Source organism: Pseudomonas sp. PAGU 2196, assembly GCF_022179005.1.
GTDB classification, from domain to species: Bacteria; Pseudomonadota; Gammaproteobacteria; order Pseudomonadales; family Pseudomonadaceae; genus Aquipseudomonas; species Aquipseudomonas kermanshahensis.
This window is the reverse complement of sequence record NZ_BNTL01000025.1, coordinates 16,347-37,450: the sequence shown is the minus strand read 5'-3', so window position 1 is coordinate 37,450 and position 21,104 is coordinate 16,347. Positions and strand designations below refer to the sequence as shown.

Annotated in this window: 24 protein-coding genes and 1 tRNA gene; 14 read left to right on the top strand and 11 right to left on the bottom strand. The window is 62.4% G+C overall.

Going from position 1 to position 21,104, the window contains the following annotated elements; genetic code table 11:
• The first annotated feature begins 28 nt into the window (after nucleotides 1-28).
• Both MFF34_RS20470 and MFF34_RS20465 read left to right on the top strand, forming a co-directional pair.
• Nucleotides 29-484, top strand: a complete 456-nt coding sequence (locus tag MFF34_RS20470; protein ID WP_027596039.1) for a MarR family winged helix-turn-helix transcriptional regulator — start codon at nucleotides 29-31, stop codon at nucleotides 482-484.
• Between the two features lie 140 nt (nucleotides 485-624).
• Complete coding sequence (locus MFF34_RS20465) at nucleotides 625-1,053, top strand: organic hydroperoxide resistance protein (RefSeq protein WP_238216135.1); 429 nt, start codon at nucleotides 625-627, stop codon at nucleotides 1,051-1,053.
• Nucleotides 1,054-1,112: 59 nt separating this feature from the next.
• Here the strand turns inward: MFF34_RS20465 and efp are convergent, their stop codons facing one another.
• Both efp and earP read right to left on the bottom strand, forming a co-directional pair.
• A complete protein-coding gene (gene efp / locus MFF34_RS20460) occupies nucleotides 1,113-1,682 on the bottom strand; it encodes an elongation factor P (RefSeq protein WP_027596037.1) in 570 nt (189 codons plus the stop codon).
• 48 nt (nucleotides 1,683-1,730) lie between these two features.
• The gene (gene earP, locus MFF34_RS20455) at nucleotides 1,731-2,864 is read right to left on the bottom strand and encodes an elongation factor P maturation arginine rhamnosyltransferase EarP (RefSeq protein ID WP_238216133.1); all 1,134 of its coding nucleotides are present in this window, start codon (nucleotides 2,862-2,864) and stop codon (nucleotides 1,731-1,733) included.
• A gap of 131 nt (nucleotides 2,865-2,995) precedes the next feature.
• Here earP and MFF34_RS20450 point away from each other — a divergent pair, with 131 nt between their 5' ends.
• Complete coding sequence (locus tag MFF34_RS20450) at nucleotides 2,996-3,382, top strand: hypothetical protein (protein ID WP_238216130.1); 387 nt, start codon at nucleotides 2,996-2,998, stop codon at nucleotides 3,380-3,382.
• Between the two features lie 2 nt (nucleotides 3,383-3,384).
• Complete coding sequence (locus MFF34_RS20445; RefSeq protein ID WP_238216129.1) at nucleotides 3,385-3,855, top strand: GreA/GreB family elongation factor; 471 nt, start codon at nucleotides 3,385-3,387, stop codon at nucleotides 3,853-3,855.
• A 32-nt stretch (nucleotides 3,856-3,887) separates the two neighbouring features.
• Here the strand turns inward: MFF34_RS20445 and MFF34_RS20440 are convergent, their stop codons facing one another.
• A complete protein-coding gene (locus MFF34_RS20440) occupies nucleotides 3,888-4,826 on the bottom strand; it encodes a LysR family transcriptional regulator (RefSeq protein ID WP_238216127.1) in 939 nt (312 codons plus the stop codon).
• Nucleotides 4,827-4,944: 118 nt separating this feature from the next.
• On the opposite strand from MFF34_RS20440, the gene MFF34_RS20435 reads away from it, so the two are divergent.
• The 4 genes from MFF34_RS20435 to MFF34_RS20420 all read left to right on the top strand — a co-directional run bounded on the left by MFF34_RS20435 (nucleotide 4,945) and on the right by MFF34_RS20420 (nucleotide 9,800).
• Nucleotides 4,945-5,694: a 3-oxoacyl-ACP reductase family protein gene (locus tag MFF34_RS20435; protein ID WP_085273713.1), complete on the top strand. Its 750-nt coding sequence runs from the start codon at nucleotides 4,945-4,947 to the stop codon at nucleotides 5,692-5,694.
• Between the two features lie 136 nt (nucleotides 5,695-5,830).
• A complete protein-coding gene (locus MFF34_RS20430) occupies nucleotides 5,831-7,042 on the top strand; it encodes an MFS transporter (RefSeq protein ID WP_099453274.1) in 1,212 nt (403 codons plus the stop codon).
• A 63-nt stretch (nucleotides 7,043-7,105) separates the two neighbouring features.
• Nucleotides 7,106-7,486, top strand: coding sequence for a hypothetical protein (locus MFF34_RS20425; RefSeq protein ID WP_027596030.1), 381 nt, complete (start codon nucleotides 7,106-7,108; stop codon nucleotides 7,484-7,486).
• 181 nt (nucleotides 7,487-7,667) lie between these two features.
• Entirely contained in the window at nucleotides 7,668-9,800 is a 2,133-nt protein-coding gene (locus tag MFF34_RS20420; protein ID WP_238216125.1) for a TonB-dependent siderophore receptor, read from the top strand.
• Between the two features lie 185 nt (nucleotides 9,801-9,985).
• On the opposite strand, the gene MFF34_RS20415 is transcribed toward MFF34_RS20420, so the two are convergent.
• Nucleotides 9,986-10,075 (bottom strand) — tRNA-Ser (locus MFF34_RS20415).
• A gap of 199 nt (nucleotides 10,076-10,274) precedes the next feature.
• Between MFF34_RS20415 and MFF34_RS20410 the strand changes: the two genes are divergently transcribed.
• The 3 genes from MFF34_RS20410 to MFF34_RS20400 all read left to right on the top strand — a co-directional run bounded on the left by MFF34_RS20410 (nucleotide 10,275) and on the right by MFF34_RS20400 (nucleotide 12,806).
• Nucleotides 10,275-10,964 carry a crotonase/enoyl-CoA hydratase family protein gene (locus tag MFF34_RS20410; RefSeq protein ID WP_027596028.1) on the top strand — a complete coding sequence of 230 codons (690 nt, stop codon included), beginning with the start codon at nucleotides 10,275-10,277 and terminating at the stop codon, nucleotides 10,962-10,964.
• An 88-nt stretch (nucleotides 10,965-11,052) separates the two neighbouring features.
• Nucleotides 11,053-11,772 (top strand): 1-acyl-sn-glycerol-3-phosphate acyltransferase, encoded by a 720-nt coding sequence (locus MFF34_RS20405; RefSeq protein WP_027596027.1) that lies wholly within the window; start codon nucleotides 11,053-11,055, stop codon nucleotides 11,770-11,772.
• A 62-nt stretch (nucleotides 11,773-11,834) separates the two neighbouring features.
• Entirely contained in the window at nucleotides 11,835-12,806 is a 972-nt protein-coding gene (locus MFF34_RS20400; protein ID WP_027596026.1) for a magnesium and cobalt transport protein CorA, read from the top strand.
• 32 nt (nucleotides 12,807-12,838) lie between these two features.
• Here the strand turns inward: MFF34_RS20400 and MFF34_RS20395 are convergent, their stop codons facing one another.
• Entirely contained in the window at nucleotides 12,839-13,570 is a 732-nt protein-coding gene (locus MFF34_RS20395; protein WP_027596025.1) for an amidotransferase, read from the bottom strand.
• A 528-nt stretch (nucleotides 13,571-14,098) separates the two neighbouring features.
• On the opposite strand from MFF34_RS20395, the gene MFF34_RS20390 reads away from it, so the two are divergent.
• Nucleotides 14,099-14,899: a cytochrome c gene (locus MFF34_RS20390; protein WP_238216123.1), complete on the top strand. Its 801-nt coding sequence runs from the start codon at nucleotides 14,099-14,101 to the stop codon at nucleotides 14,897-14,899.
• Between the two features lie 92 nt (nucleotides 14,900-14,991).
• Here the strand turns inward: MFF34_RS20390 and MFF34_RS20385 are convergent, their stop codons facing one another.
• The 4 genes from MFF34_RS20385 to MFF34_RS20370 form a co-directional block, all read right to left on the bottom strand.
• On the bottom strand, nucleotides 14,992-15,324 hold the full coding sequence (locus MFF34_RS20385) for a ribonuclease E inhibitor RraB (protein ID WP_027596023.1): 333 nt from the start codon (nucleotides 15,322-15,324) through the stop codon (nucleotides 14,992-14,994).
• A 183-nt stretch (nucleotides 15,325-15,507) separates the two neighbouring features.
• The gene (locus MFF34_RS20380) at nucleotides 15,508-15,744 is read right to left on the bottom strand and encodes a hypothetical protein (protein WP_238216121.1); all 237 of its coding nucleotides are present in this window, start codon (nucleotides 15,742-15,744) and stop codon (nucleotides 15,508-15,510) included.
• Between the two features lie 131 nt (nucleotides 15,745-15,875).
• Complete coding sequence (locus tag MFF34_RS20375; protein WP_238216120.1) at nucleotides 15,876-17,948, bottom strand: LTA synthase family protein; 2,073 nt, start codon at nucleotides 17,946-17,948, stop codon at nucleotides 15,876-15,878.
• Nucleotides 17,949-18,083: 135 nt separating this feature from the next.
• Nucleotides 18,084-18,275, bottom strand: coding sequence for a PLDc N-terminal domain-containing protein (locus MFF34_RS20370; RefSeq protein WP_027596020.1), 192 nt, complete (start codon nucleotides 18,273-18,275; stop codon nucleotides 18,084-18,086).
• 126 nt (nucleotides 18,276-18,401) lie between these two features.
• On the opposite strand from MFF34_RS20370, the gene MFF34_RS20365 reads away from it, so the two are divergent.
• Entirely contained in the window at nucleotides 18,402-19,340 is a 939-nt protein-coding gene (locus tag MFF34_RS20365) for a ZIP family metal transporter (RefSeq protein ID WP_027596019.1), read from the top strand.
• 76 nt (nucleotides 19,341-19,416) lie between these two features.
• Here MFF34_RS20365 and MFF34_RS20360 read toward each other — a convergent pair whose 3' ends face one another.
• Together MFF34_RS20360 and MFF34_RS20355 are read right to left on the bottom strand one after the other, a co-directional pair.
• The gene (locus MFF34_RS20360; protein ID WP_027596018.1) at nucleotides 19,417-19,947 is read right to left on the bottom strand and encodes a hypothetical protein; all 531 of its coding nucleotides are present in this window, start codon (nucleotides 19,945-19,947) and stop codon (nucleotides 19,417-19,419) included.
• Between the two features lie 60 nt (nucleotides 19,948-20,007).
• Nucleotides 20,008-20,535, bottom strand: coding sequence for an ankyrin repeat domain-containing protein (locus MFF34_RS20355; RefSeq protein WP_238216118.1), 528 nt, complete (start codon nucleotides 20,533-20,535; stop codon nucleotides 20,008-20,010).
• 266 nt (nucleotides 20,536-20,801) lie between these two features.
• Between MFF34_RS20355 and MFF34_RS20350 the strand changes: the two genes are divergently transcribed.
• The gene (locus MFF34_RS20350; RefSeq protein WP_027596016.1) at nucleotides 20,802-21,074 is read left to right on the top strand and encodes a DUF3509 domain-containing protein; all 273 of its coding nucleotides are present in this window, start codon (nucleotides 20,802-20,804) and stop codon (nucleotides 21,072-21,074) included.
• Nucleotides 21,075-21,104: the final 30 nt, after the last annotated feature.

The window sequence follows — 21,104 nt, the reverse complement described above, 5'->3', positions numbered from 1 at the left end:
TTCCCCATTGATTACTCCAAGGACCTGCATGAACGCCGACACCCAAGCCTCCTGTGACGAGCTGCTGCTGGACAACCAGGTCTGCTTCGCCCTGCATTCGACCTCGTTGCTGATGACCAAGGTCTACAAGCCGCTGCTGCAAGCGCTGGGCCTGACCTACCCGCAGTACCTGGCCATGCTGGTGCTGTGGGAGCGGGATGGCCTGACTGTGGGCGAGATCAGTCAACACCTGCTCACCGACCCTGGCTCGCTGACCCCGCTGCTCAAGCGCCTGGAAAGCGAAGGCCTGCTCAAGCGCACCCGCAGCCGGGAGGACGAACGGGTGGTACTGGTGCAACTGACCGACAAGGGCCGTGATTTGCAACAACAGGCCAAACAGGTGCCCCCGTGCATCCTCAAGGCCAGCGGGCGCAGCCTGGAACGCCTGAAACAGCTGCAAGCCGACCTGCTCGAACTGCGCGACAACCTGCAGAAAAACCTCTGAGCGCTATGCTGTGTGATGGCCGTTCGGATGAGCGGTGATGATTTATCTTGCGCGCAAACTAATTGCGCGCTAATTTAAACCCCACACCTACCCCGCGCCACCGCCACCCGGTAGCGCACAGCACATTAGCGAGGCTCAAGATGCAAAAGGTCACTCCGCTGTACATCGCAGAAGCCACCTCCACTGGCGGGCGCGACGGTAAATCCCGCTCCAGCGACGGCAAGCTGGAAGTCAAGCTGAGCACCCCCAAAGAACTGGGCGGCGCGGGCGGTGACGGCACCAACCCTGAACAGATGTTCGCGGCCGGCTACTCGGCCTGCTTCATCGGCGCGCTGAAATTTGTCGCCGGGCAAGAGAAAAAAGCCCTGCCGGCCGATGCCTCGATCACTGCAAACGTGGGCATTGGCCAGATCCCGGGTGGTTTCGGCCTGGACATCGACCTGCACATCAACCTGCCGGGCCTGGCCCAGGCCGATGCCGAAGGGCTGGTGGAGAAAGCGCACCAGGTCTGCCCTTACTCCAACGCCACCCGCGGCAATGTGGATGTAAGGCTGCACGTGACGGTCTGAATGCAGGCATAAAAAAACCCGGCCGAGGCCGGGTTTTTTTATGCGCATCACAAGAAGAATTACTTCTTGGAACGGCCTTTGAAGCTGTTGTCGCGAGTGTCGATGTCGATCCACTCGTCGATCTGGATGAAGTCGGCAACCTGAATCTCGGTACCGTTCTTCAGTTTGGCAGGCTTCATGACCTTGCCCGAAGTGTCGCCGCGGGCAGCGTTTTCGGTGTAGGAAACTTGACGGCTGATGGTGGTCGGCAGTTCTACCGAGACCAGGCGGCCTTCGAAGAAGACGGCTTCGCAGATGTCATCCATGCCTTCTTCGATGTACGGCAGAACGGCGTCGATGTCTTCGGCGTTCAGTTCGTACATGGTGTAGTCGGTGGTGTCCATGAAGGTGTACGAGTCACCGCTGATGAACGACAGGGTCGCTTCTTTGCGATCCAGGATCACGTCGTCCAGCTTGTCGTCCGCACCGTAGACGGTTTCGGTCTTGTAGCCGGTCAGCAGGTTCTTCAGCTTGGTTTTCATGATCGCGCTGTTACGGCCCGATTTGGTGAACTCAGCTTTTTGAACCAGCCACGGGTCGTTGTCGATCCGCAGTACGGTACCGGGTTTCAGTTCTTTACCAGTTTTCATTACGAAGTATCCGAATCTGGATGGATTTATAAAAATCGAGGCCGCATATCATAGCCAATTTCGGTAAAACTGTACCAGCGTCATGGCAAGGTCCGGCCGAGTGGCCTGCCGGGCCGCCCAATCTCGGGCATGCTGCTGCAGTTCTGGCCAGTGCCGCTGGGCCGCTTGCCACGCTTGGCCGACGTCATGGTCCATGTTCCAGGCACGCCACAACGCAACCAGTGCGTCAGCGGCATCGTCTGACAGGCCTTGTCGATAATGCGCAAGGAACGCTTCGAGTTTTTCCCAGTGGGCGTTCTCGTCCTGCACGTAGATGTGCCACAGCATCGGCCGCCCGGCCCACTGCGCACGCACGAACGAGTCTTCGCCGCGCACGGCATTGAAGTCGCAGGCCCACAGCAGGCGATCATAATCGTCCTGGCTGATGAACGGCAAAATTTGCACCGTCAGCGACCCGCGCAGGCGCACATCGCCCACCGCCAGCCCCGGCTCGCCCAGCCAATGGGCGACGTCAGCCAGGATGCGCCCTTGCGGTACCAGCAGGTGGGACGGCTGGGTATCTGCTGCCAACGCATCCAGCCAGTTGCCCAGCTGGGTGTTCTCATAGGCGAACAGCGAGATCAGCCGCGCTTGCGCCTCGGGGTGTACACCCAGGCGCTGCAAGAATGCCTGCCGGGCTTCGGCAGACTGCGCGAAGGCTTCGCGCCGCGCCAGCAAATCGCCCTCACGCAACAGGCCACCGGTTTTCTCGGTAAAGCCTGGGAAGAAGAACACTTTGCGCAAGCCGTTGGGCTGGGGCGACGGCAAACCGTGGCAGCCCTCAACCCAGTCCTCGGCGCTGAGGTAGTCGAGGTTAAGCCACAGCGGCGGCTTGGGCTGCGCACGCATGGCCTCGACATAGTGCGCCGGCAGCTGGCAGGCGAACGCGCCGATCACCACCTCGGCAGGCTCCACCGGCAGCCACTCGGCAGGCCACTGGCGCACATCGACACCGTGCTGCCATTGTTGCAGCGCCGTGGCATCGGCGCCGGGGCACATCGGCACGAAGGCGCTCAGGTCGTCCACCCACAGGCGCACCGCCAGATCGTGCTCGTCCACCAGTTGCCGCGCCAGGCGCCAGGTGACGCCGATGTCGCCATAATTGTCGACGACGGTGCAAAAGATGTCCCAGGTGGCCTTCATGTGCCCTCCCCCTCATGGTGCCCAAAACCGCGAATTCTGCGGATTAATTGCCGTGGACAAAAGCACCCACGGGTAAAATTCGCCGACAGCGTGCGACAATGCACCTCGAACTGCCCTGCCAGGAGGCTGCCATGCCCCGCCACCGCGAACTGAAAATCACCCTCAAGCCGTTGCAACTGATCCTCTGCGTGGCCTTTGGCCTGTGGCTGGGCGCCGTGGCCATCGCCATGAGCCTGTGGTTGGCGTTGCAGCTGTGGCCAGAGCAGGTGCAGCCGGTCGCCCAGGCCGTGGCCCCTGCCCGCAGCCAACCCGCCGCGCCGCCACCGGCAGATGCCCAGGGCGAAATGTTCGAGCGCTACAAGGACATCCTGCACCAGCAACAACTGCAACAGGCCGCCGAGGCTGCCCAAGGCAACCCTCGCAACCTCAACAGCCCCAAGTGCCAGTTCTGGCTGCAGCAGAACCGCACCGCCCCCACCGAAAAAAGCCAGGCCCATGTGCTGGAGTTCTGTTACTGAAGATGGACAAGCCCCTGCTACTCACGCGCATCGTCGCGACCCTCGAACATGACGTAGACGTGCTGAGCCGCGCCGCGCAGACCGCGTACGAAGCCGCCACCGCGGAAGAGAACATCGCCGAAAACAAGTATGACACCTTGGGCCTTGAAGCTTCGTACTTGGCCACCGGCCAGGCGCGGCGTACTGCCGAGATTCGCCAGGCGTTGCAGATTTACCAGCAACTGCTGTTGCGTGACTACGACCCTGCGCGTGGCGTGCAGGTGAGCAACCTGGTGACCCTTGAGGACGAGGATGGCCAGCAACGTAGGCTGTTCCTCGGGCCTGAGGCGGCGGGGTTGAAAGTGGGTGAAGGGGATGAGCTGGTGACCGTGATCACACCGCGCTCGCCGCTGGGGCAGCAGCTGGTGGGCAAGCGGGTGGATGACGAGGTGAGCTTGGGGGCGCAGGTATTCTTCATTGTTGATGTTGCCTGACCCGGCCTCTTCGCGGGTCAGGCAGCATCAATCTAAAGGCCCTGCAGCGCATCGAACTGCCCCGCCAACCCCTGCTGCGCAAACTGCTCCACGACAAAATCGATAAACGCCCGCGTCTTCCCGGGCAACAATTTGTGCTGGGCGTAATACACGCTGATATGCCCATCGTCCACATACCAATCCGGCAATACCCGCCGCAGCCGCCCGGCCTGCAGGTAAGGCACGGCAAACGGCAGACTCACCAAGGCAACCCCCAACCCCTGCTGCGCCACCGCGCAGGCCGCATCCGAATCGCTCATGGTCATTGCTTGGCGCAGCACCAACGGCTGCTGCTCCTGCCAGCGACTGGTCAGCGGCCAGGAGCGCACCCGGCCGGTCTGCGGTGAGCGAATCAGAATGCCAGCGTGGCGCTGCAGCGCGTGCGGGTCCTCGATCGGCGGCTGTTGGTCCAGGTACGTAGGTGATGCCACCAGCACCCGATGCGCCGGCGTCAGCTTGCGCGCCACCACCCCCGGCGGCAAATCAAAACCGCCACCGATGGCAGCATCGAAGCCTTGGCCAATCAGGTCGACCTGGCGATTGTCAAAATGCCAGTCCGGGGTAATCGCCGGGTAGCGGCGCAAGAACTCACCCAGCAGGGGCAGCACGTACAAGCGCCCGAACACCGTGCCCATGCTGACCCGCAGCAGCCCGGCCGGCTGGCCTTCGGCACTGGCCAGGTTAGCCACGGCGTACTGGATGGTACGAAAACTGTCACTCACCTCACCCAGAAAACGCTGGCCTGCTTCGGTCAAGGTCAGCTTGCGGGTACTACGCTGGAACAGTCGCACGCCCAACCGGGCTTCGAGCTGAGCCACATGCTTGCCCACTGCGGCGGGGGTCAGGCTCAGGCGGCGAGCGGCCTCGGCGAAGCTGCCGACCTCGGCGCTGCGGATAAAGCATTCGAGGGCGTTGAAAGACTCCACGGCCATGATTAACAACCAAAGGTTTACTCTGCTAATAGTGATTGCCATCTTATCAGCAGGTAATTAGCCACCGATACTGCGCCCATCCAAGGCATTCGGCCTTGCTTCCCAGCAGGAGATCAGCATGTCCAAACAACTTCCACTCGACGGTAAGGTAGCCCTGGTCCAGGGCGGCTCACGTGGCATTGGTGCGGCCATCGTGCGCCGCCTGGCCCGCGACGGTGCTCGGGTTGCCTTCACCTACGTCAGCTCCGCAGGCCCAGCAGAACAGCTGGCCCAGGAAATCATCGGCAACGGCGGCCAAGCCCTCGCCCTGCGCGCCGACAGCGCCGACGCCGCAGCCGTGCAATTGGCGGTGGATGACACCGCGAAGGCCTTTGGTGGGCTGGACATTCTGGTGAACAACGCCGGCGTGCTGACGGTGGCGCCGATCGCCGAGTTCGACCTGGGGGACTTCGACCGCATGCTGGCGGTAAACGTGCGCAGTGTGTTCGTCGCCAGCCAAGCGGCCGTGCGCTACATGGGCCAGGGCGGGCGCATCATCAACATCGGCAGCACCAACGCCGAGCGCATGCCCTTTGCCGGTGGCGCCCCCTACGCCATGAGCAAGTCGGCGCTGGTTGGCCTGACCCGCGGCATGGCACGCGACCTCGGCCCCCAGGGCATCACCGTCAACAACGTGCAGCCCGGCCCGGTAGACACCGACATGAACCCGGCCAGCGGTGAGTTTGCCGACAGCCTGATACCGCTGATGGCCATTGGGCGCTATGGGCAGGTGGATGAGATTGCCAGCTTCGTGGCCTACCTGGCGGGGCCGGAGGCGGGGTACATCACTGGGGCCAGTTTGACGGCGGATGGTGGGTTTGCGGCTTGAGGTGGGGGCAGTTCTAGGTGTCTGCCTTGGTATTATTGGCGCCTGTGAGATCGAGCGCCGCGCGAGCGGCGCCTAAAACTCTCCGTCAAACCCTCAACGCCCCTAGAATACAGCTCCCTGCCCGCCCGAGATCCCCATGAACGCCCCGACCCTCAGTCGCGCCCTGATCCTGCTGATGGCCACCGCCACCGGCCTGGCCGTGGCCAGCAACTACTACGCGCAACCGTTGCTGCACAGCATCGCCCTGCAGTTCGGCCTGAGCACCGCCGGCGCCGGCAGCATCGTCATCGCCGCCCAGCTCAGCTATGGCGCCGGCCTGTTGCTGCTGGCGCCCCTGGGCGACCTGTTCGAGCAGCGCCGCCTGATCACGGTAATGACCGCCATTTCGACCCTTGGCCTGGTCATCAGCGCCTGCGCACCGAGCCTGCCGTGGTTGCTGCTCGGCACCGCACTGACCGGCCTGTTCTCGGTGGTGGCGCAGATCCTGGTGCCGATGGCGGCGAACCTGAGTGAGCCGCACCAGCGCGGGCGCGCAGTGGGCACACTGATGAGCGGCCTGTTGCTGGGCATTCTGCTGGCGCGTACGGCGGCCGGTTTCATGGCGGAGCTGGGTGGCTGGCGCAGCATCTATGTGCTGGCTGCGGTACTGATGGCCATCACCGCCCTGGCCCTGTACCGCAGCTTGCCGCAGCACCACAGCCATGCCGGCTTGAAGTACCCGGCCTTGATCGGCTCGGTGTTCCGCCTGTTCATCGAAGAGCCCGTGCTGCGCTTGCGCTCGCTGCTGGGCTTGCTGGCGTTCAGCCTGTTCGCGCTGTTCTGGACACCGCTGGCCTTCCTGCTGGCGCAAGAGCCCTACCACTACTCGGACGCCGTGATCGGCCTGTTCGGCCTGGCAGGCGCGGCGGGGGCGCTGTCGGCCAACTGGGCCGGGCGCCTGGCCGACCGAGGCAAGGGGGCGTTGGGCACCACGGTGGGGCTGATCGTACTGCTGCTGTCGTGGGTGCCGCTGGGCTTTGCCGAGTACTCGCTGCTGGCGTTGCTGCTGGGGGTGTTGATGCTCGACCTGGCCGTGCAGCTGGTACACGTGAGCAACCAGAACGCGGTGATCGCGCTGCGGCCAGAGGCGCGCACACGGCTGAATGCAGGCTATATCACCTGCTACTTCATCGGCGGTGCGCTGGGGTCGCTGCTGGGGACGCAGTTGTTCCAGCGTCAGGGCTGGATGGGCATCGTCGTTGCCGGGTTGGTGATCGGTACACTGGCGCTGCTGGCCTGGGCGCTGGCCGAGCGCAAGCGCATCAGCCGCGACATTGCAACGCACTACCCTCCGTCGCCTGAGCGTTGACTGCCTGCCTCGGGAGGGCTCAAGTAGGCGCTGGACAATGCCCCCTCCCTGAAGGACGACTTTATGACAAGACTCACGGTTCGATCCGGCGATTTCTTGCAAGGTGAAGGCGAGTATCGCAATGGATCGCTCACACTCAAGACCCCGCGCAGCCCCTCGCCTGGCGAGCGGATCTCACTTGCACGCATCAGTGACCTCAAGCTGTCCAGTTTGGAGTCCAGCCGCAGCCTGGGTACCGCCCTTGGCTGGGGTGTAGCTGGGGCCTTGGTGGCCGGGCCGGTGGGGCTGCTGGCCGGGCTCTGGCTCGGTGGCAAGGAAGAAGAAGCCACCTTCCTCGCCACCTTCAAGGACGGGCGCAAACTGCTGGCCGTAACCGATGGCAAGACCTGGTCGAAGATCGACGACAGCTGGCGCCAGCACAAGCGCCCGGCCAGCAACGACTGAATATCGCGCGGGCGTGATCGTCCAATGTTGAAGGCGGCTGTTAAGATGCCGCCTTTTTCATGGCCTGTGCCGGCCTCTTCGCGGGCAAGCCCGCTCCTACAGGATTCTGCGCAACCCTTGTGGGAGCGGGCTTGCCCCGCGAAGAGGCCGGCACCGGTGTCGCGTATCCAGGAGCCTCCGCATGCCCCCGCTTCGCCCCCGCCTGCCCCTGAGCTTGCTCAGCCTGGGCCTGGCCCTGCATTGCCCTCATTTGCTTGCCGAAGACAGCATCGTGCTTGACCCACTGCGGGTCTCCGACAGCTATGGCAACGACGGCTACCAGGTGCACGAAGCCTCGGTGGGTGGTTTCCAGGCCGCGCCGCTGCTCGATACCCCGGCCTCGGTCAGCGTGTTCAGCCAGCAATTGCTGGAGGACCGCCAAGTGCGCAAGCTCAGCGAAGTGCTGCAAAGCGACGCCTCGGTGGGGGAAAGCTATGCGCCCATCGGCTATTACGAGAACTTCAACGTGCGCGGCTTCGAGCTGAATGCCGCCAGCAGCTACCGGATCAATGGCCAGACTATCGCCGGCGAGCAGAACGTGGCCCTGGAAAACAAACAGCAAGTGGAATTGCTCAAGGGCTTGTCCGGGCTGCAAAGCGGCGTTTCGGAACCCGGCGGCCTAATCAATTACGTGACCAAGCGCGCCGAAGACGTGCGCAGCGTGACGGTATCGACCAACGAACAAGGCGAACGTTACCTGGCCACCGACCTGGGCGGCTGGTTCGGCAGCGAGCGGCAGTTCGGCCTGCGCGCCAACCTGGCCCATGAAGACATCCGCAGCTATGTCGACCATGCCGATGGCAAGCGCGACTTCGCCTCGCTGGCCTTCGACTGGCAGATCAACCCGGCTGCCACGCTGCAGCTGGACGCCGAGTACCAGCACCGCGAACAGCGCTCGGTGCCTGGTTACCAGTTGCTCGGCGGCACCGAGGTGCCACACGGTATCGACCCGCATGATCGCCTGGCCTACCAGCAGTGGGCCAAGCCGGTGCAGAACGATTCGCTGAACTTGGGCGGGCGTTTCGAGTACCGCTTCAACGAGGCCTGGACCGGCACGTTGAGTGCGTCGCGTAGCAAGGTGGTGATCGACGATTACAGTGCGTTTGCCTGGGGCTCGAGCGAGGGGGCGTTTTTCGGCAGCAATGGCGACTACGACATCTATGACTACCGCAGCCCGGATGACACCCGCCGCACCGATGAAGCACAGGCCACGCTCAACGGCCGCTTCGATGCCTTGGGCGTAGGGCACGACCTGACAATCGGCAGCAGCGCGCAACGCCGCACGGTGGATCAACGCCCCTATTACAACGAGTGGCTGGGTACCGGCAATATCTACACCGGTGCGCCAGTACTCGACCCGTCTGACAAGCCGATCGGCGCCAGCGAGCGTCGCCTCGACAGCCGCCAGTACGGCGTGTTCGTGAGTGATCACATCAGCTTCAACGAGCAGTGGCAAACCGTGATCGGCGCTCGCGAAGTGCGCCTGGACGAGCAGACCTGGGACGAGACCGGTGTTGCCGGGCGCCACACTCGCCAGTATCAACTGCTGCCCAATGCTGCGCTCATCTACAAGCCACGCCCAGACACCACGCTGTACGCCAGCTATGCCAAAGGCCTGTCGGCTGGCGGTACCGCACCGTGGTTTGCCAGCAACGCGGCTGAAATCCTCGCCCCCACCCTGTCACGCCAGCTGGAGTTGGGCATCAAGCGCGACTGGCAAGGCATCAGCTTCAGTGCCGCACTGTTCCAGATCCGCCAGGCGTATCAATACGCGCGACCCGATGGCCAAGGCACCTTCACCTATGTCCAGCAAGGCCAACAGAAAAACACCGGCCTGGAGCTGGGCGCCAGTGGCTGGGTGACCTCGAACCTGCAAGTGCAGGCGAGTGCCGCAGCCATTCGCGCGCGGGTAAAAAACAGCGGGACCGAGGACTACGAAGGGCATCAGGCGATCAATGTGCCCAAACTGCGTGCGGCGCTGCAGGCCGAATACAGCCTGCCGGTACCTGGCCTGACGCTGCTGGGCGGTGCGCGCTACAGCGCCAGCAAATATGCCAGCCAGGCGGGTAATGTCGAGGTGGGCGGTTATACCGTATTCGACCTCGGCAGCCGCTACCGCACCCGCATTGGGGGGTATGACACGGTGCTGCGGTTGACCGTGGATAACGTGTTCGACAAGCGCTACTGGCGCGATGTGGGGGATTACCTGGGGGACAACTACCTGTTCCAGGGTGCGCCGCGGACGGCACGGTTGTCAGCGTCTGTGAGTTTCTGATGAACCCGGGGCCGCTGCGCGGCCCATCGCCGGCAAGCCGGCTCCCACAGGCGTGGCGCCAACCTTGGAGTCTGCAAAGTTCTTGTGGGAGCTGGCTTGCCGGCGATGGGCTGCACAGCAGCCCCATAAGCACTGCGAAAACAAAAAGCCCCCGGCTTTTCAGCGCGGGGGCTTTTTGTAGAATGTGGCGGTGAAGAAGGGATTTGAACCCTTGATACGATTTCTCGTATACACACTTTCCAGGCGTGCTCCTTCGACCACTCGGACACTTCACCGTTTTCTCTTCAAGCCTTTCAGCCTGTCGAGGCGCGCTAATTTAGTGGAAGGCCTTTCCTTTGGCAAGCATTTTTTTCAAATTTTTCATGCATTTGCATTTGAGGCCCGGTAAACGCTGACCGGCCAGTCAGCCTTGCTGCTTTACCTGGCCCACGGCGCTGGGTAACGTCGTCGCCACGCCAACAAAAGGACTCTGCCATGAGCGAGCTGATTACCTACCACGCCGAAGACGGCATCGCCACCCTGACCCTGAACAACGGCAAGGTCAACGCCATCTCGCCGGATGTCATCACCGCCTTCAACGCCGCCCTCGACCGTGCCGAACAGGAACGTGCCGTGGTGATCATCACCGGGCAGCCGGGCATTCTGTCTGGCGGCTACGACCTCAAGGTCATGACCAGTGGCCCCAAGGAGGCGATAGGCCTGGTTACCGCCGGCTCCACCCTCGCCCGCCGCCTGCTGTCGCACCCGTTCCCGGTGATCGTCGCCTGCCCCGGTAACGCCGTGGCCAAAGGGGCCTTCCTGCTGCTGTCGGCCGACTACCGCATTGGTGTCGACGGGCCCTACAAGGTCTGCCTGAACGAAGTACAGATCGGCATGACCATGCACCATGCCGGCATCGAACTGGCCCGCGACCGCCTGCGCCGCTCGGCCTTCCACCGCTCGGTGATCAACGCCGAGATCTTCGACCCGCAAGGCGCACTGGACGCCGGCTTCCTCGACAAGGTAGTGCCGGCCGAGCAACTGCACGAGGCGGCCCTGGCTGCGGCCCGTGAACTGAAGAAGCTGAACATGCTGGCGCACAAAAACACCAAGCTGAAGGTGCGCAAGGGCCTGCTGGAGGCTCTGGACAAGGCTATCGAGCTGGATCAGAGCCACATGGGCTAACCCTGCAGGTCGACAGACTCACCCCAGGTTTGCCTCTTTGAGTGCACAGTCGTACACTGGAATGCGACTGTCTGGTGTGAGTCATCCCATGCTTTATTCGTTGCGCATGCTACTGCTGGCCCTGCATTTTCTGGTGGTTGGTGCTGTAGGCCTGATTATCGGCCTGTGCCGCCCCTTCAACCCCGACAACAGCCGGGTATTTGCCCGGCTTTACAGCGTGCCGGCCGCCTGGCTGATGCGCGTCAAGGTCAAGGCCGAAGTCGGCCCACTGTTCGATCACCCGCCCGGTTGCGTCATCATCGCCAACCATCAGTCCAATTTCGACCTGTTCCTCATTGGCCAGGCAGTGCCGCCGCGCACCGTGGCCATTGGCAAGAAAAGCCTGGGCTGGATCCCGTTGTTCGGCCAGCTGTTCTGGCTGGGCGGCAACGTGCTGATCGACCGCAAGAATGCCTACCAGGCGCGTAAGGCGCTGCAAAAGACCACGCGGGTGCTGCAGGACGATACATCGATCTGGATTTTCCCCGAGGGCACCCGCAACCCGGCAGACCACCTGCTGGCGTTCAAAAAAGGCGCCTTTCACATGGCCATCGAAGCCGGTGTACCAATCGTGCCGGTGTGCGTCAGCCGCTATGCCCGGCGTTTGAACCTGAACAGCTGGCGGCAGCGGACGGTGATCGTGCGCTCGCTGCCGCCGATTGCTACCGCGGGCTTGAGCCAGCGCGACATCCCCGCCCTGGTCGAACAGTGCCGCAGCCAGATGCAGCAGTGCATCGACCGCATGGAAGATGAACTCGCACGCCGCTAGGTTGCCCTCTGGGCCCTTACAGCCCAAGCTGTAAGGGTGTTCAATCGAATAAGTGGACAACCATGGGTCGAGTCGTGGCGTCGGCGGTGTACAGCGCCGGCAGAAAGGTCACTAACATCAGCATCGACGAAGGCAGCGAATGGGCGCGCAAGCCCGGCCACTTCGTCTGGATCGGCCTCGAAGAGCCCAACGCCGAGGAGTTGGCCAACCTGCAGCGGCAGTTCAACCTGCACGAGCTGGCCATTGAAGACGCGCTGGAAAAGCACAGCCGGCCCAAGCTTGAAACCTTCGGTGATGCGCTGTTCATCGTCACCTATTCGCCGGTACGCCATGAAGGCAAGCTGGAGTTCATCGAAACCCATATCTTTGCTGGCAATGGCTACATCATCACCTGCCGCAACGGCCACTCTAAATCCTACGCCCTGGTGCGCCAACGCTGCGAGGCACGGCCGCTGCTGCTGGAGCATGGCGAGGATTTCGTGCTGTATGCGCTGCTCGACTTCGTGACCGAGAACTACCAGCCGGTCAGCGAAGCGATCCATGGCGAAATCGAAGAGTTGGAGCAGAGCGTGCTGGGCGGTTCGCTGCAAGAGGATGACATCCGCCGGCTGCACAGCCTGCGGCGCGACATCTTGCGCCTGCGCCGGTACGTGGCGCCGATGCTGGAAGTGAGCGAAGAACTGCAGCGCTTGAGCTTTCCGTTCATCGACAAGAACATGCGACCGTATTTTCGCGATGTGCAGATTCATGTCACGCGGCAGATGGAAGACTTGGTCGGCATTCGCGATATCGCCAGCCAGACCATCGAGATCGGCATGTTGCTGGAGTCGTCGCGCCAAAGCATCGTGCAACGCAAGTTCGCGGCCTGGGCGGCGATTCTGGCCTTCCCTACAGCGATTGCCGGGATTTATGGGATGAACTTTCAGAACATGCCGGAGCTGGCGTGGCAGTACGGGTACTTTGGTGTGCTGGGGGTGATTGGGTTGGGGTGTGCGGGGTTGTATGCCAGCTTCAAGAAGTCGGGCTGGCTTTGAGATCGTTGGGGCCGCTGTGCGGCCCCCGGCCATCACGCCACGCTGTCTTTACTCACCGACTGCCCAATGAACCGCAACATCCACTCGCCCACCAGGTCGCCTTGGTGCTCGGTGGCCAGGCTGGCAATGGCCTTGTGGTACACCTCATCCCCCAACGACGTCTGCCGCGCATCCAGCAACGCCCGGGAGTAGTCATGCACGAACTCCGGGTGCCCTTGGAAGCACAGCACCTGGTCACGAATGTGGTAGGCGGCGTTGGGGCAGAAGTCGCTGGAGGCAATTACGGTCGCGCCTTCCGGCAGCTCGGTGACCTGGTCCTGGTGGCTGATCAGCAGGGTCAGCTCGGAAACCTCCGGGTCCATCCAGGGCGCATGCGCCGCCAGTGAATAACGGTGGATGCCCACACCCCAGCCCTTCTCGGCGCGCTCGGCCTTGCCACCCAGGGTCAAGGCCAACAGCTGATGGCCAAAACACACGCCCAACAGCTTCTCGCCCCGTGCGTAGAGTTTTAACAAGTAAGCCTTGAGCGTTTGGATCCAGGGATCGGAACCGAACGAATCGGCCTTGCTGCCCGTCACAAGGTAGGCATCGAACACTTCATCGTCGGCGGGATAGTCGCCGTTCATCACGTTGTACACGCGAAACTCGGCGGCGATCGGCTGACGCGAGAACAGCTGCTCGAACATCCTGCCATAGCCGTGGTACTGCGCCGTCAACTCCGGTCGCAGGACATCGGTTTCCAGGATGCAGATGCGTAACGACATAGAAATAGTCCTGAACGACATGGGTGGGAATCTGCTGTAGAGACTGCCGCGAAAGGCACGTACAAGCAAGTAGGCCGCACTGACGAACGGTCATATTTTGCCGGCGTGTCGTTTGCAGTAACGCCACTGTCTAGCGAGAGCATGCCAGCCAGCTGGCCATTGGCCTCATAACCCAATGAAATTAACCAGCCTTACAATTAGAACAAAGGGTTCTCAAACATGGATGACGCACACCCTACTGTTGGTTGTATATCGACTTTCAAGAGGCAAGCAGAACAGGCGTCAACTTACGCCACTGCGATCGACCCGAAACGCGACAGGGAAGCCAACGGGTATTCAGGAATAACAACAAGAAGGCGGTCCGCCATGTTCAGACAATCGAAAATACGCCAAGCAGGGCTCATTCTCTTCGCCACGACTCTACTGCTGATACTGCCGAACCTGACACGTTTATTCGGCTGACGGTGGCTGTGGCGTCAACAGGCAGCACGCATGTAACCTGCCGGCCTTGAAGGTCGGAGATTCCACATGCGCCACTGCCTTGCCCTACTCGCCCTGCTTTTGAGCCTGCCACTGTCGGCGGCGCAGCTGCACCTTGAGCTGGGCGACACGTCGCGCCAGTGGAGCAGCGCCGAGCTGCTTGCCCACCCGCAGGCGCGCGACATCAGCATCGAGCAGGACGTTTCCTATAAGCGCCCCATGCAGTATCGCGCTGTCCCCTTGGCTGTGCTGCTGCAGGGCGTGGGTGCGAACGACCACCTGCAAGCCGTCGCGCTGGATGGTTTTGCTGCCGAACTGCCTGCCGCGCCGCTGCTGCAGCAAGGGCCGGCGCGTGCCTGGCTGGCCGTCGAAGACCCGGCCAAGCCGTGGCCCGCGTTGGGCAACGGCAAGCCGAGCGCCGGGCCGTTCTACCTGGTCTGGACGGCACCGCAGGCCAGCGGCATCCGCCCGGAGCAGTGGCCGTTCCAGATCGCCAGCATCCGCCGCCTGGCTTCGGTGGAGCAGCGTTTTCCGGCACTGCTGCCAGACCCGAAGCTCCCGGCCGATAACCCGGTGCGCCAGGGGTTTGCGTTGTTCCAGCAGAACTGCCTGGCCTGCCACCGCCTCAATGGCGCGGGTGATGCCCAATTTGGGCCAGACTTGAACCTGCCGCACAACCCTACCGAGTACTTCCAGCCGGCATTTTTGCGCAAGCTGATACGTGACCCGCAAAGCCTTCGAACGTGGCCGCAGGCGAAGATGCCGGGGTTTACAGAGGCGGTGCTCAGCGAGCAGGAGCTGGATGCGCTACTGGCTTATCTGGGGCATATGGCGGGGCGTAAGCCCTGAGAGGTTGGGGCCGCTTGGCGGCCCTTCGCGGCACAAGGCCGCTCCTACAGGGAAGTGCATAAGCCTGTGGAGCGGCAGTGGGTGAGTCAGGGTCAGGCGCACAGTCGCTCTTGCTTGACGCCCCATCCTTCGACCTCGCCACCGTACGGTGAAACGAGTTGCTCGAACGTTTCTTCGAAGTCGCCAATCCCTCCATAAGTGGCATACATGACCTTGCTCAGTTCAAGGTGCCAGGCGCCGTCTTTGCGTTCGCGTACCTGGGCGTTGAGGGACTCGCCACGAAATTGCCCGGCTGCCCGTCGCGCGCCGGCTTCATCAGGGAATACTGCATAGAACTCGATAGGGTGGATGCGGGTGAAGTCAAAACCGCCAGCTTTCATCTGGCGCAGGACATTGCTGCTGATATCGTCGTTCTGGCTGCTCATGAATCGTCCTCCTGCAATGCAATGGATAGACTTTCCGGGCACTACGTACCTGCCGGCGGTGCCGGACAGATCGAGTTGTATAGAGCTGATGCAAGACGCGAATGTTATGGGTGCCGACCCGCAGAATAGGCCGGCACCTGGGTCCAGCGTAGTGCCTGCGTGGGCACCACGTCAACGCAAGCTTCAGGGCGCTTCCTGGATACGGGTGATGGTGACGCCATTTTGCTCTTTGAGCCAGCGCGCCGTGGGGGATGGTGCACGGTCCTGGAAGTCGTTGAGGTCTAATTCATCCATGACCGGAAACAAGTACGAGCGAATGGCACGGGCCGCGTCTTCTTCGCTGGGGCAATGTTCAGCCCGCAGCCGCAATGACGTCGGTTCGCCTTTCTGGTCGGCAAAGATGACTTCCCACTCTTTCATGGAACGAGCCCTCGATCTGAAGAACGCCGGGTGTGTGGCGCCTGTATAGCTTGACCTTGGGCGGGGGGATTTGTTCAGTTGGCAGGGCTTTGCGGTGGCGAAGGGGCCGCGAAGCGGCCCCTATTGCAGCGTTACTTCGGCGTGCCGTGCACGACGCCAGCGGTGTTGTCCAAGAGGCTCTTGGTCGCCGTCTGGATGTACGCTTCAAGTTTTTTCAGCATTTCCGGCTGGTCCGGGCTTTCGATCAGCTCGGCCTTGAACTCGCTGCCCAACTGGTAGCGATACATGCGCGGGCTCATGTCCTTGGACTCGATGAGGATGCGGTCACCCTGCACCAAACCCACGATCTGCTCGCTGCCCGACGGCTTGATCATGCCCACGCCCTGGTCGCCCTCAGGCAGGTTGAGCAGGTCGCGACCCCAGCACTGATGGCGGGTCTGGCCACCCAGGCGGCCCATGATGGTCGGCACGATGTCGACCTGGGTACCGACGGTGTGGTCGACCGCACCGAACTTCTCCTGGATGCCCGGGGCAATCAGTAGCAGCGGTACGTTGAAGCGGCCCAGGTCCAGCTCGGTGACCTGCTGGTGGTTGCCGAAGCCGTGGTCGCCGACGATGACGAACAGGGTCTCCTTGAAGTACGGCTCTTTGCGCGCCTTCTCGAAGAACTGGCCCAACGCCCAGTCGGAATAACGCATGGCCGTCAGGTGCTCGTCCAGGCGGCCCTGGCCGGTCACAGGCGCCACTGGCAGGTCCTTGGGCAACGCGTACGGCGTGTGGTTGGACAAGGTCTGCAGCAGTGCATAGATCGGCTTCTTGCCGTCGTGCTTGGCCAGCTCCTCAGCGCCACGGTCGAACATGTCCTGGTCGGACACACCCCAGGTCGGGTCGGAGAACACCGGGTTGACGAAGTCATTGCGGCCAATGAACGTGGTCATGCCTTGGTTGCCGAAGAAACCGGACTGGTTGTCCCAGGCGAAGTCACCGTTGTAGACGTACACATCGTCGTAATCGCGGGCGCTGAGCAATGCCGGCAGGCCCGACAGCTTGTGCCCGCCTTCCGGGGTCTGCATCAGGTATTCGAAGCCTGGCAGGTTGGGGAAGCAGGCCATGGTGGCGAACATGCCCTGGTGGGTATGGGTGCCGTTGGAGAAGAAGCGGTCGAACAGCAACCCTTCCTTGGCCAGTTTGTCGAAGTACGGGGTGATATTGTTAGGGCTGCCCAGGGCGCCCACCGAGTGGCCGGCGAAGCTCTCCATGAGGATCACCACGACGTTCTTGATCGGCAGGGTACGGTCGGCCGGTGGCACGAAGTCACGGCGGATCGCGGCTTCGTCGGCGTCGACCAGGGTGTCGTGGGCGGTCAGCAGTTGCTCACGCACGGTCTGCGTGGCCAGCGGCTGGTCCAGCACCGGCTTCCAGATGTTGGCGCGGTCTTCGCCGAAGCGGCTCTTGGCAGCATCGATCAACGTCAGGGTGCCGTTCAGGCCCAGCTGGTTGACGAAGTTGGAGTCGGTGGTGAAGGCATCACCCCAACGCATCGGCGGGCCCTGGCGCAGGGTGCCACGGGCGGCGACCACGGCCACCAGCAGGATCACCATGAACACCGCCAGGCGGTTGTACCACGGCGCTACGCTGCGCTGCGGGGTGGCGCCGGCCGGCTGGCCGCCGCGGGTCATGCGATCGACGCCCTTGAACAGCAGGCTCAGCAGCCAGGTGCCAATGACCCAGGCCAACAGGTAACGGACCACCGGGAAGCCGTACCAGAGCATGCTCATGACGGTCTTGGGGTCTTCCTTGATGTACTGGAACACCAGGCCGTTGAGGCGCTGGTGGAATTCGCGGTAGAAGTCCATCTCCATCAGGCCGAGGAACATCACCACGCTGGAGGCGAGGGTCAGCCACAGCCGGAACACGCCACGCCGGGCCATGGCCCAAGGGCTGAGAATGGCCAACAGCAGCGGAATGCTGATGTACACCACCACCCGCAGGTCGAAACGCAACCCGTTCAGGAAGCCTTCGGCGACAGTCGCATAGGGGGTATCGCCGATCATGTCGCTGTTGTAGACCAACAGCGCCAGACGCACGAGGCTGAGCATCAGCATGATGACCAGGCCGCTGAGCAGCGTGTAGGCCAGGTGGGATTTCAGGGTCGGCGCGAACGACGCTCGCGCGCCCTGTTTCAAGGCATCCGTGTTAGCCATGAATGGGAAAGTCCTAGGATTGCGGGTTTGCGGAGATGGCGAAGGTTAATACCAACGCAGCATTGTGCGGGTGCGGATTCTGTTTAAACCAATGTGAAAATTTTGTCACGGCCGCATTTCTGCTTATGTCCGTTATCAGATCCGCACATTGCCCCTAGGCCCGGCAATTGCCCAGATCACCAGCCCTATCACCGGCAGCAGCGCGATCAGCAGAATCCACAGCACCTTGATGCCCACTTCGCTGCCACTCTTGATCACATTGAGGATCGCCCAGATATCCAGGGCCAGAATGATCAGGCCAACCAGGCTATTGAATGTAGACCCCATGCCGCTACTCCCTTGCAAAGACGTTGCAGCACAGCATAGCCAGCTATCACGTCGATAGAAGGGAATCCTTGGCCGATCGTGCAGGTCCTTGCTTAGACTGCCTGTATTCATTGATTCGAGGTTCGCATGCCCCCAGCCCATTCCGAAACCGCCACCCCACCCTCGCTGCTGAGCGCCTGGCGGCAACAGGTGCTGACTACCCCCTGGCTTAGCGCCGGCCTGGGGTTGAGCCTGCTGGCGGTGATCGTGCTGCTGGCGGCAAGCCTGTGGAACGCGGTCAACGGCGACCATGCCGACAACCTGCACCTGGCGCTGCTGGGCGGTTTGTCCGGCTTTGGCGCTACCGCCCTGGGCGCGGTACTGGCGGTGGTGCTGCGTGATGTGAGTGCGCGCACCCAGGATGTGATGCTCGGCTTTGCCGCCGGCATGATGCTGGCCGCCAGTTCGTTTTCGTTGATTCTGCCGGGCCTGGATGCCGCCCGCGAGATCACCGGCAACGGCCCGGCGGCGGCGTTTACCGTGGTGCTGGGCATGGGCCTTGGGGTACTGCTGATGCTGGGCCTGGACCGCTTCACCCCACACGAGCACGAGAGCACTGGCCCTTGCGGCCCGGAGGCAGAGCGCATCAACCGGGTGTGGCTGTTCGTGTTGGCGATTACCCTGCACAACCTGCCCGAAGGCATGGCGATTGGGGTGAGTTTCGCCAATGGCGACATGAACATCGGCCTGCCGCTGACCAGCGCGATCGCCATCCAGGACATCCCTGAAGGCCTGGCCGTGGCCTTGGCGTTACGCGCCACGGGGCTGTCGAACATGAAGGCGGCGTTGGTGGCGGTGGGTTCAGGGCTGATGGAGCCGCTGGGTGCGGTGATCGGCCTGGGGATTTCCACCGGTTTTGCCTTGGCCTACCCGATAAGCATGGGGTTGGCGGCGGGGGCGATGATTTTTGTGGTGTCCCACGAGGTGATTCCCGAGACCCATCGCAATGGCCACCAGACGGCGGCGACCCTGGGGTTGATGGGTGGGTTTGGGGTGATGATGTTTCTGGATACAGCACTGGGCTGAAGACTTTGGTTGCCTGTACCGGCCTCTTCGCGATCCGACTTGCCCCGCGAAGAGGCCGGTACAGCCAACCGACAAATCAGACGTGAACCGCGACCTTCAAAGCCTCCAAAGCCGGCTCGGTCTTGATCCCCACCTCAGCCCCCAGCTCCAGCACCCGTGCCAGGTCATGCTGGCCGACCATCACCATCTGCAATTCATCATCCAGCAACTGGCTGAAGTTCAGCAGCACATAACCCCCCGCCTCCTTGTTCAACGCCCCCATCTGCACCTGGATGCGATTGAGTGCGGTCAGTGGCTCGGTGCGCGCCAGCTGCTTGGGCTTGAGGGTGAACGGCACGCTCTTGTCGAACGAGTCGGCGATGTTCTGGAACAGGTCCTGATAGCTGTCAGCCTGGAACAGCACGGTGTCCGGCAGGCTGCCCAGCACGATCCACTCCCCCAGCGGGATGGGGAAAGTGTCGTCGTAGTTGATGTCCGGGTTGGCCGCCAGGAAGGCGACGGGGTCGGCGTAGGCCTGGGCGGCCTCGTCGGCAATGCGCTCGATGTCTTCATCGCGCATGCAACCGGCGCCGATGAGGGTGATGAGTTCGAGCAATTGGTTTTTCATGAAGGGGGGCCTGCGACCGGTGAAAAGTCGCCAAGGATAGCCGCAAACGCCCCCGAACAGTTAGCCGGCCAGCGCCTGCAGGCGCGCCACGGCATCTGCCGCGCCCATGGTTTGCGCGGCCATCAGCGCGGTGGCGCCGCGGGCATCCTGGTGTGCCGGGTCGGCACCTTGGGCCAGCAGGTAGTCGAGGATCTCGCTGCGGTTGAACATCGCCGCCAGCATCAGCGCGGTGCGCCCGTCCTGCGCGGCGGCATCGACCGGCACCCCATGCTCCAGCAGCAAGCGGATCATGGCCAGGTCGCCTTTGAACGCGGCGCCAGCGATTGGCAGTTGGCCATTGTCATTGGCCATCAATGGGTCGGCGCCGTGCTCCAGCAGCACGCGCACCGCGTCATGGTGGCCGTGGTAGCAGGCCAGCATCAACAAAGTGTCGCCCTTGTGGTTGCGCAGGTTGGCAGGCAGGCCGCTGGCAAGCAACCGCTCAAGCATCGTGGCGTCACCTTGGCGGGCGCGTTCGAACACCTGCTCGGCGAAGGCCGCGGTTTCGTCATCGGTCATGGCGGCAGGCGAGGGTTGGACGGTGGACATGTTGAACCTCCTGGCAAAAATGGTTGCCCAAGTCTTTGTCAGGCAAGGCCATGCGGTCAAAGGTTCAGATTCTATCGGGCCGATAGGTGGCCGGCAGGCCGTGCAAAATGCACTGTGCAAAATGCACGACCTTGCAGGTTGCACGAAAAGATCCTTATAACAGCATCGCAAGCCATTGAATTTAAAGGATTTTTAACTTAATCAGTTTCTGGCACGGTCACTGCAACCATCAACTCACGTCTGCCACACAACAGTCAGGAGTTGATATGGACCTCATCCAGGAAAAGTTCGTCTCGGTGTTTTCGGCCTACCAGGTCGCAACCCAGCCCCGCCCCGATGGTGGTGTCTTGCTCACCCTGCGCGCCGCTGATGGCAAGGTTACCCGCCGCGTGTTGACCTACGGCCAACTGCACAGCGCCGAGCAGCTGTCCTGGGCGATCAGCGCCATCCGCCGTGACCTGGCTGAACAGGCCAGCGAGCTGCCGGTGATTTCGATGCTGCAGAGCCAGCAGCGGTTTGCCTTGCCGACCTATCGTTGATTGCCAGCACCGGCCTTTTCGCGGGCAAGT

Bases quoted from the DNA above. Each gene is read 5' to 3' on its own strand.
- MFF34_RS20440 (WP_238216127.1), bottom strand. From the start codon at position 4,826: ATGGCCGTGGAGTCTTTCAACGCCCTCGAATGCTTTATCCGCAGCGCC.
- MFF34_RS20450 (WP_238216130.1), top strand. From the start codon at position 2,996: ATGCCCCGCCACCGCGAACTGAAAATCACCCTCAAGCCGTTGCAACTG.
- MFF34_RS20395 (WP_027596025.1), bottom strand. From the start codon at position 13,570: ATGTCGTTACGCATCTGCATCCTGGAAACCGATGTCCTGCGACCGGAG.
- MFF34_RS20400 (WP_027596026.1), top strand. From the start codon at position 11,835: ATGGGTCGAGTCGTGGCGTCGGCGGTGTACAGCGCCGGCAGAAAGGTC.
- MFF34_RS20390 (WP_238216123.1), top strand. From the start codon at position 14,099: ATGCGCCACTGCCTTGCCCTACTCGCCCTGCTTTTGAGCCTGCCACTG.
- MFF34_RS20380 (WP_238216121.1), bottom strand. From the start codon at position 15,744: ATGAAAGAGTGGGAAGTCATCTTTGCCGACCAGAAAGGCGAACCGACG.
- MFF34_RS20360 (WP_027596018.1), bottom strand. From the start codon at position 19,947: ATGAAAAACCAATTGCTCGAACTCATCACCCTCATCGGCGCCGGTTGC.
- MFF34_RS20430 (WP_099453274.1), top strand. From the start codon at position 5,831: ATGAACGCCCCGACCCTCAGTCGCGCCCTGATCCTGCTGATGGCCACC.
- MFF34_RS20410 (WP_027596028.1), top strand. From the start codon at position 10,275: ATGAGCGAGCTGATTACCTACCACGCCGAAGACGGCATCGCCACCCTG.
- MFF34_RS20465 (WP_238216135.1), top strand. From the start codon at position 625: ATGCAAAAGGTCACTCCGCTGTACATCGCAGAAGCCACCTCCACTGGC.
- MFF34_RS20405 (WP_027596027.1), top strand. From the start codon at position 11,053: ATGCTTTATTCGTTGCGCATGCTACTGCTGGCCCTGCATTTTCTGGTG.
- MFF34_RS20365 (WP_027596019.1), top strand. From the start codon at position 18,402: ATGCCCCCAGCCCATTCCGAAACCGCCACCCCACCCTCGCTGCTGAGC.
- efp (WP_027596037.1), bottom strand. From the start codon at position 1,682: ATGAAAACTGGTAAAGAACTGAAACCCGGTACCGTACTGCGGATCGAC.
- MFF34_RS20425 (WP_027596030.1), top strand. From the start codon at position 7,106: ATGACAAGACTCACGGTTCGATCCGGCGATTTCTTGCAAGGTGAAGGC.
- MFF34_RS20435 (WP_085273713.1), top strand. From the start codon at position 4,945: ATGTCCAAACAACTTCCACTCGACGGTAAGGTAGCCCTGGTCCAGGGC.
- MFF34_RS20350 (WP_027596016.1), top strand. From the start codon at position 20,802: ATGGACCTCATCCAGGAAAAGTTCGTCTCGGTGTTTTCGGCCTACCAG.
- MFF34_RS20385 (WP_027596023.1), bottom strand. From the start codon at position 15,324: ATGAGCAGCCAGAACGACGATATCAGCAGCAATGTCCTGCGCCAGATG.
- earP (WP_238216133.1), bottom strand. From the start codon at position 2,864: ATGAAGGCCACCTGGGACATCTTTTGCACCGTCGTCGACAATTATGGC.
- MFF34_RS20370 (WP_027596020.1), bottom strand. From the start codon at position 18,275: ATGGGGTCTACATTCAATAGCCTGGTTGGCCTGATCATTCTGGCCCTG.
- MFF34_RS20375 (WP_238216120.1), bottom strand. From the start codon at position 17,948: ATGGCTAACACGGATGCCTTGAAACAGGGCGCGCGAGCGTCGTTCGCG.
- MFF34_RS20420 (WP_238216125.1), top strand. From the start codon at position 7,668: ATGCCCCCGCTTCGCCCCCGCCTGCCCCTGAGCTTGCTCAGCCTGGGC.
- MFF34_RS20355 (WP_238216118.1), bottom strand. From the start codon at position 20,535: ATGTCCACCGTCCAACCCTCGCCTGCCGCCATGACCGATGACGAAACC.
- MFF34_RS20445 (WP_238216129.1), top strand. From the start codon at position 3,385: ATGGACAAGCCCCTGCTACTCACGCGCATCGTCGCGACCCTCGAACAT.
- MFF34_RS20470 (WP_027596039.1), top strand. From the start codon at position 29: ATGAACGCCGACACCCAAGCCTCCTGTGACGAGCTGCTGCTGGACAAC.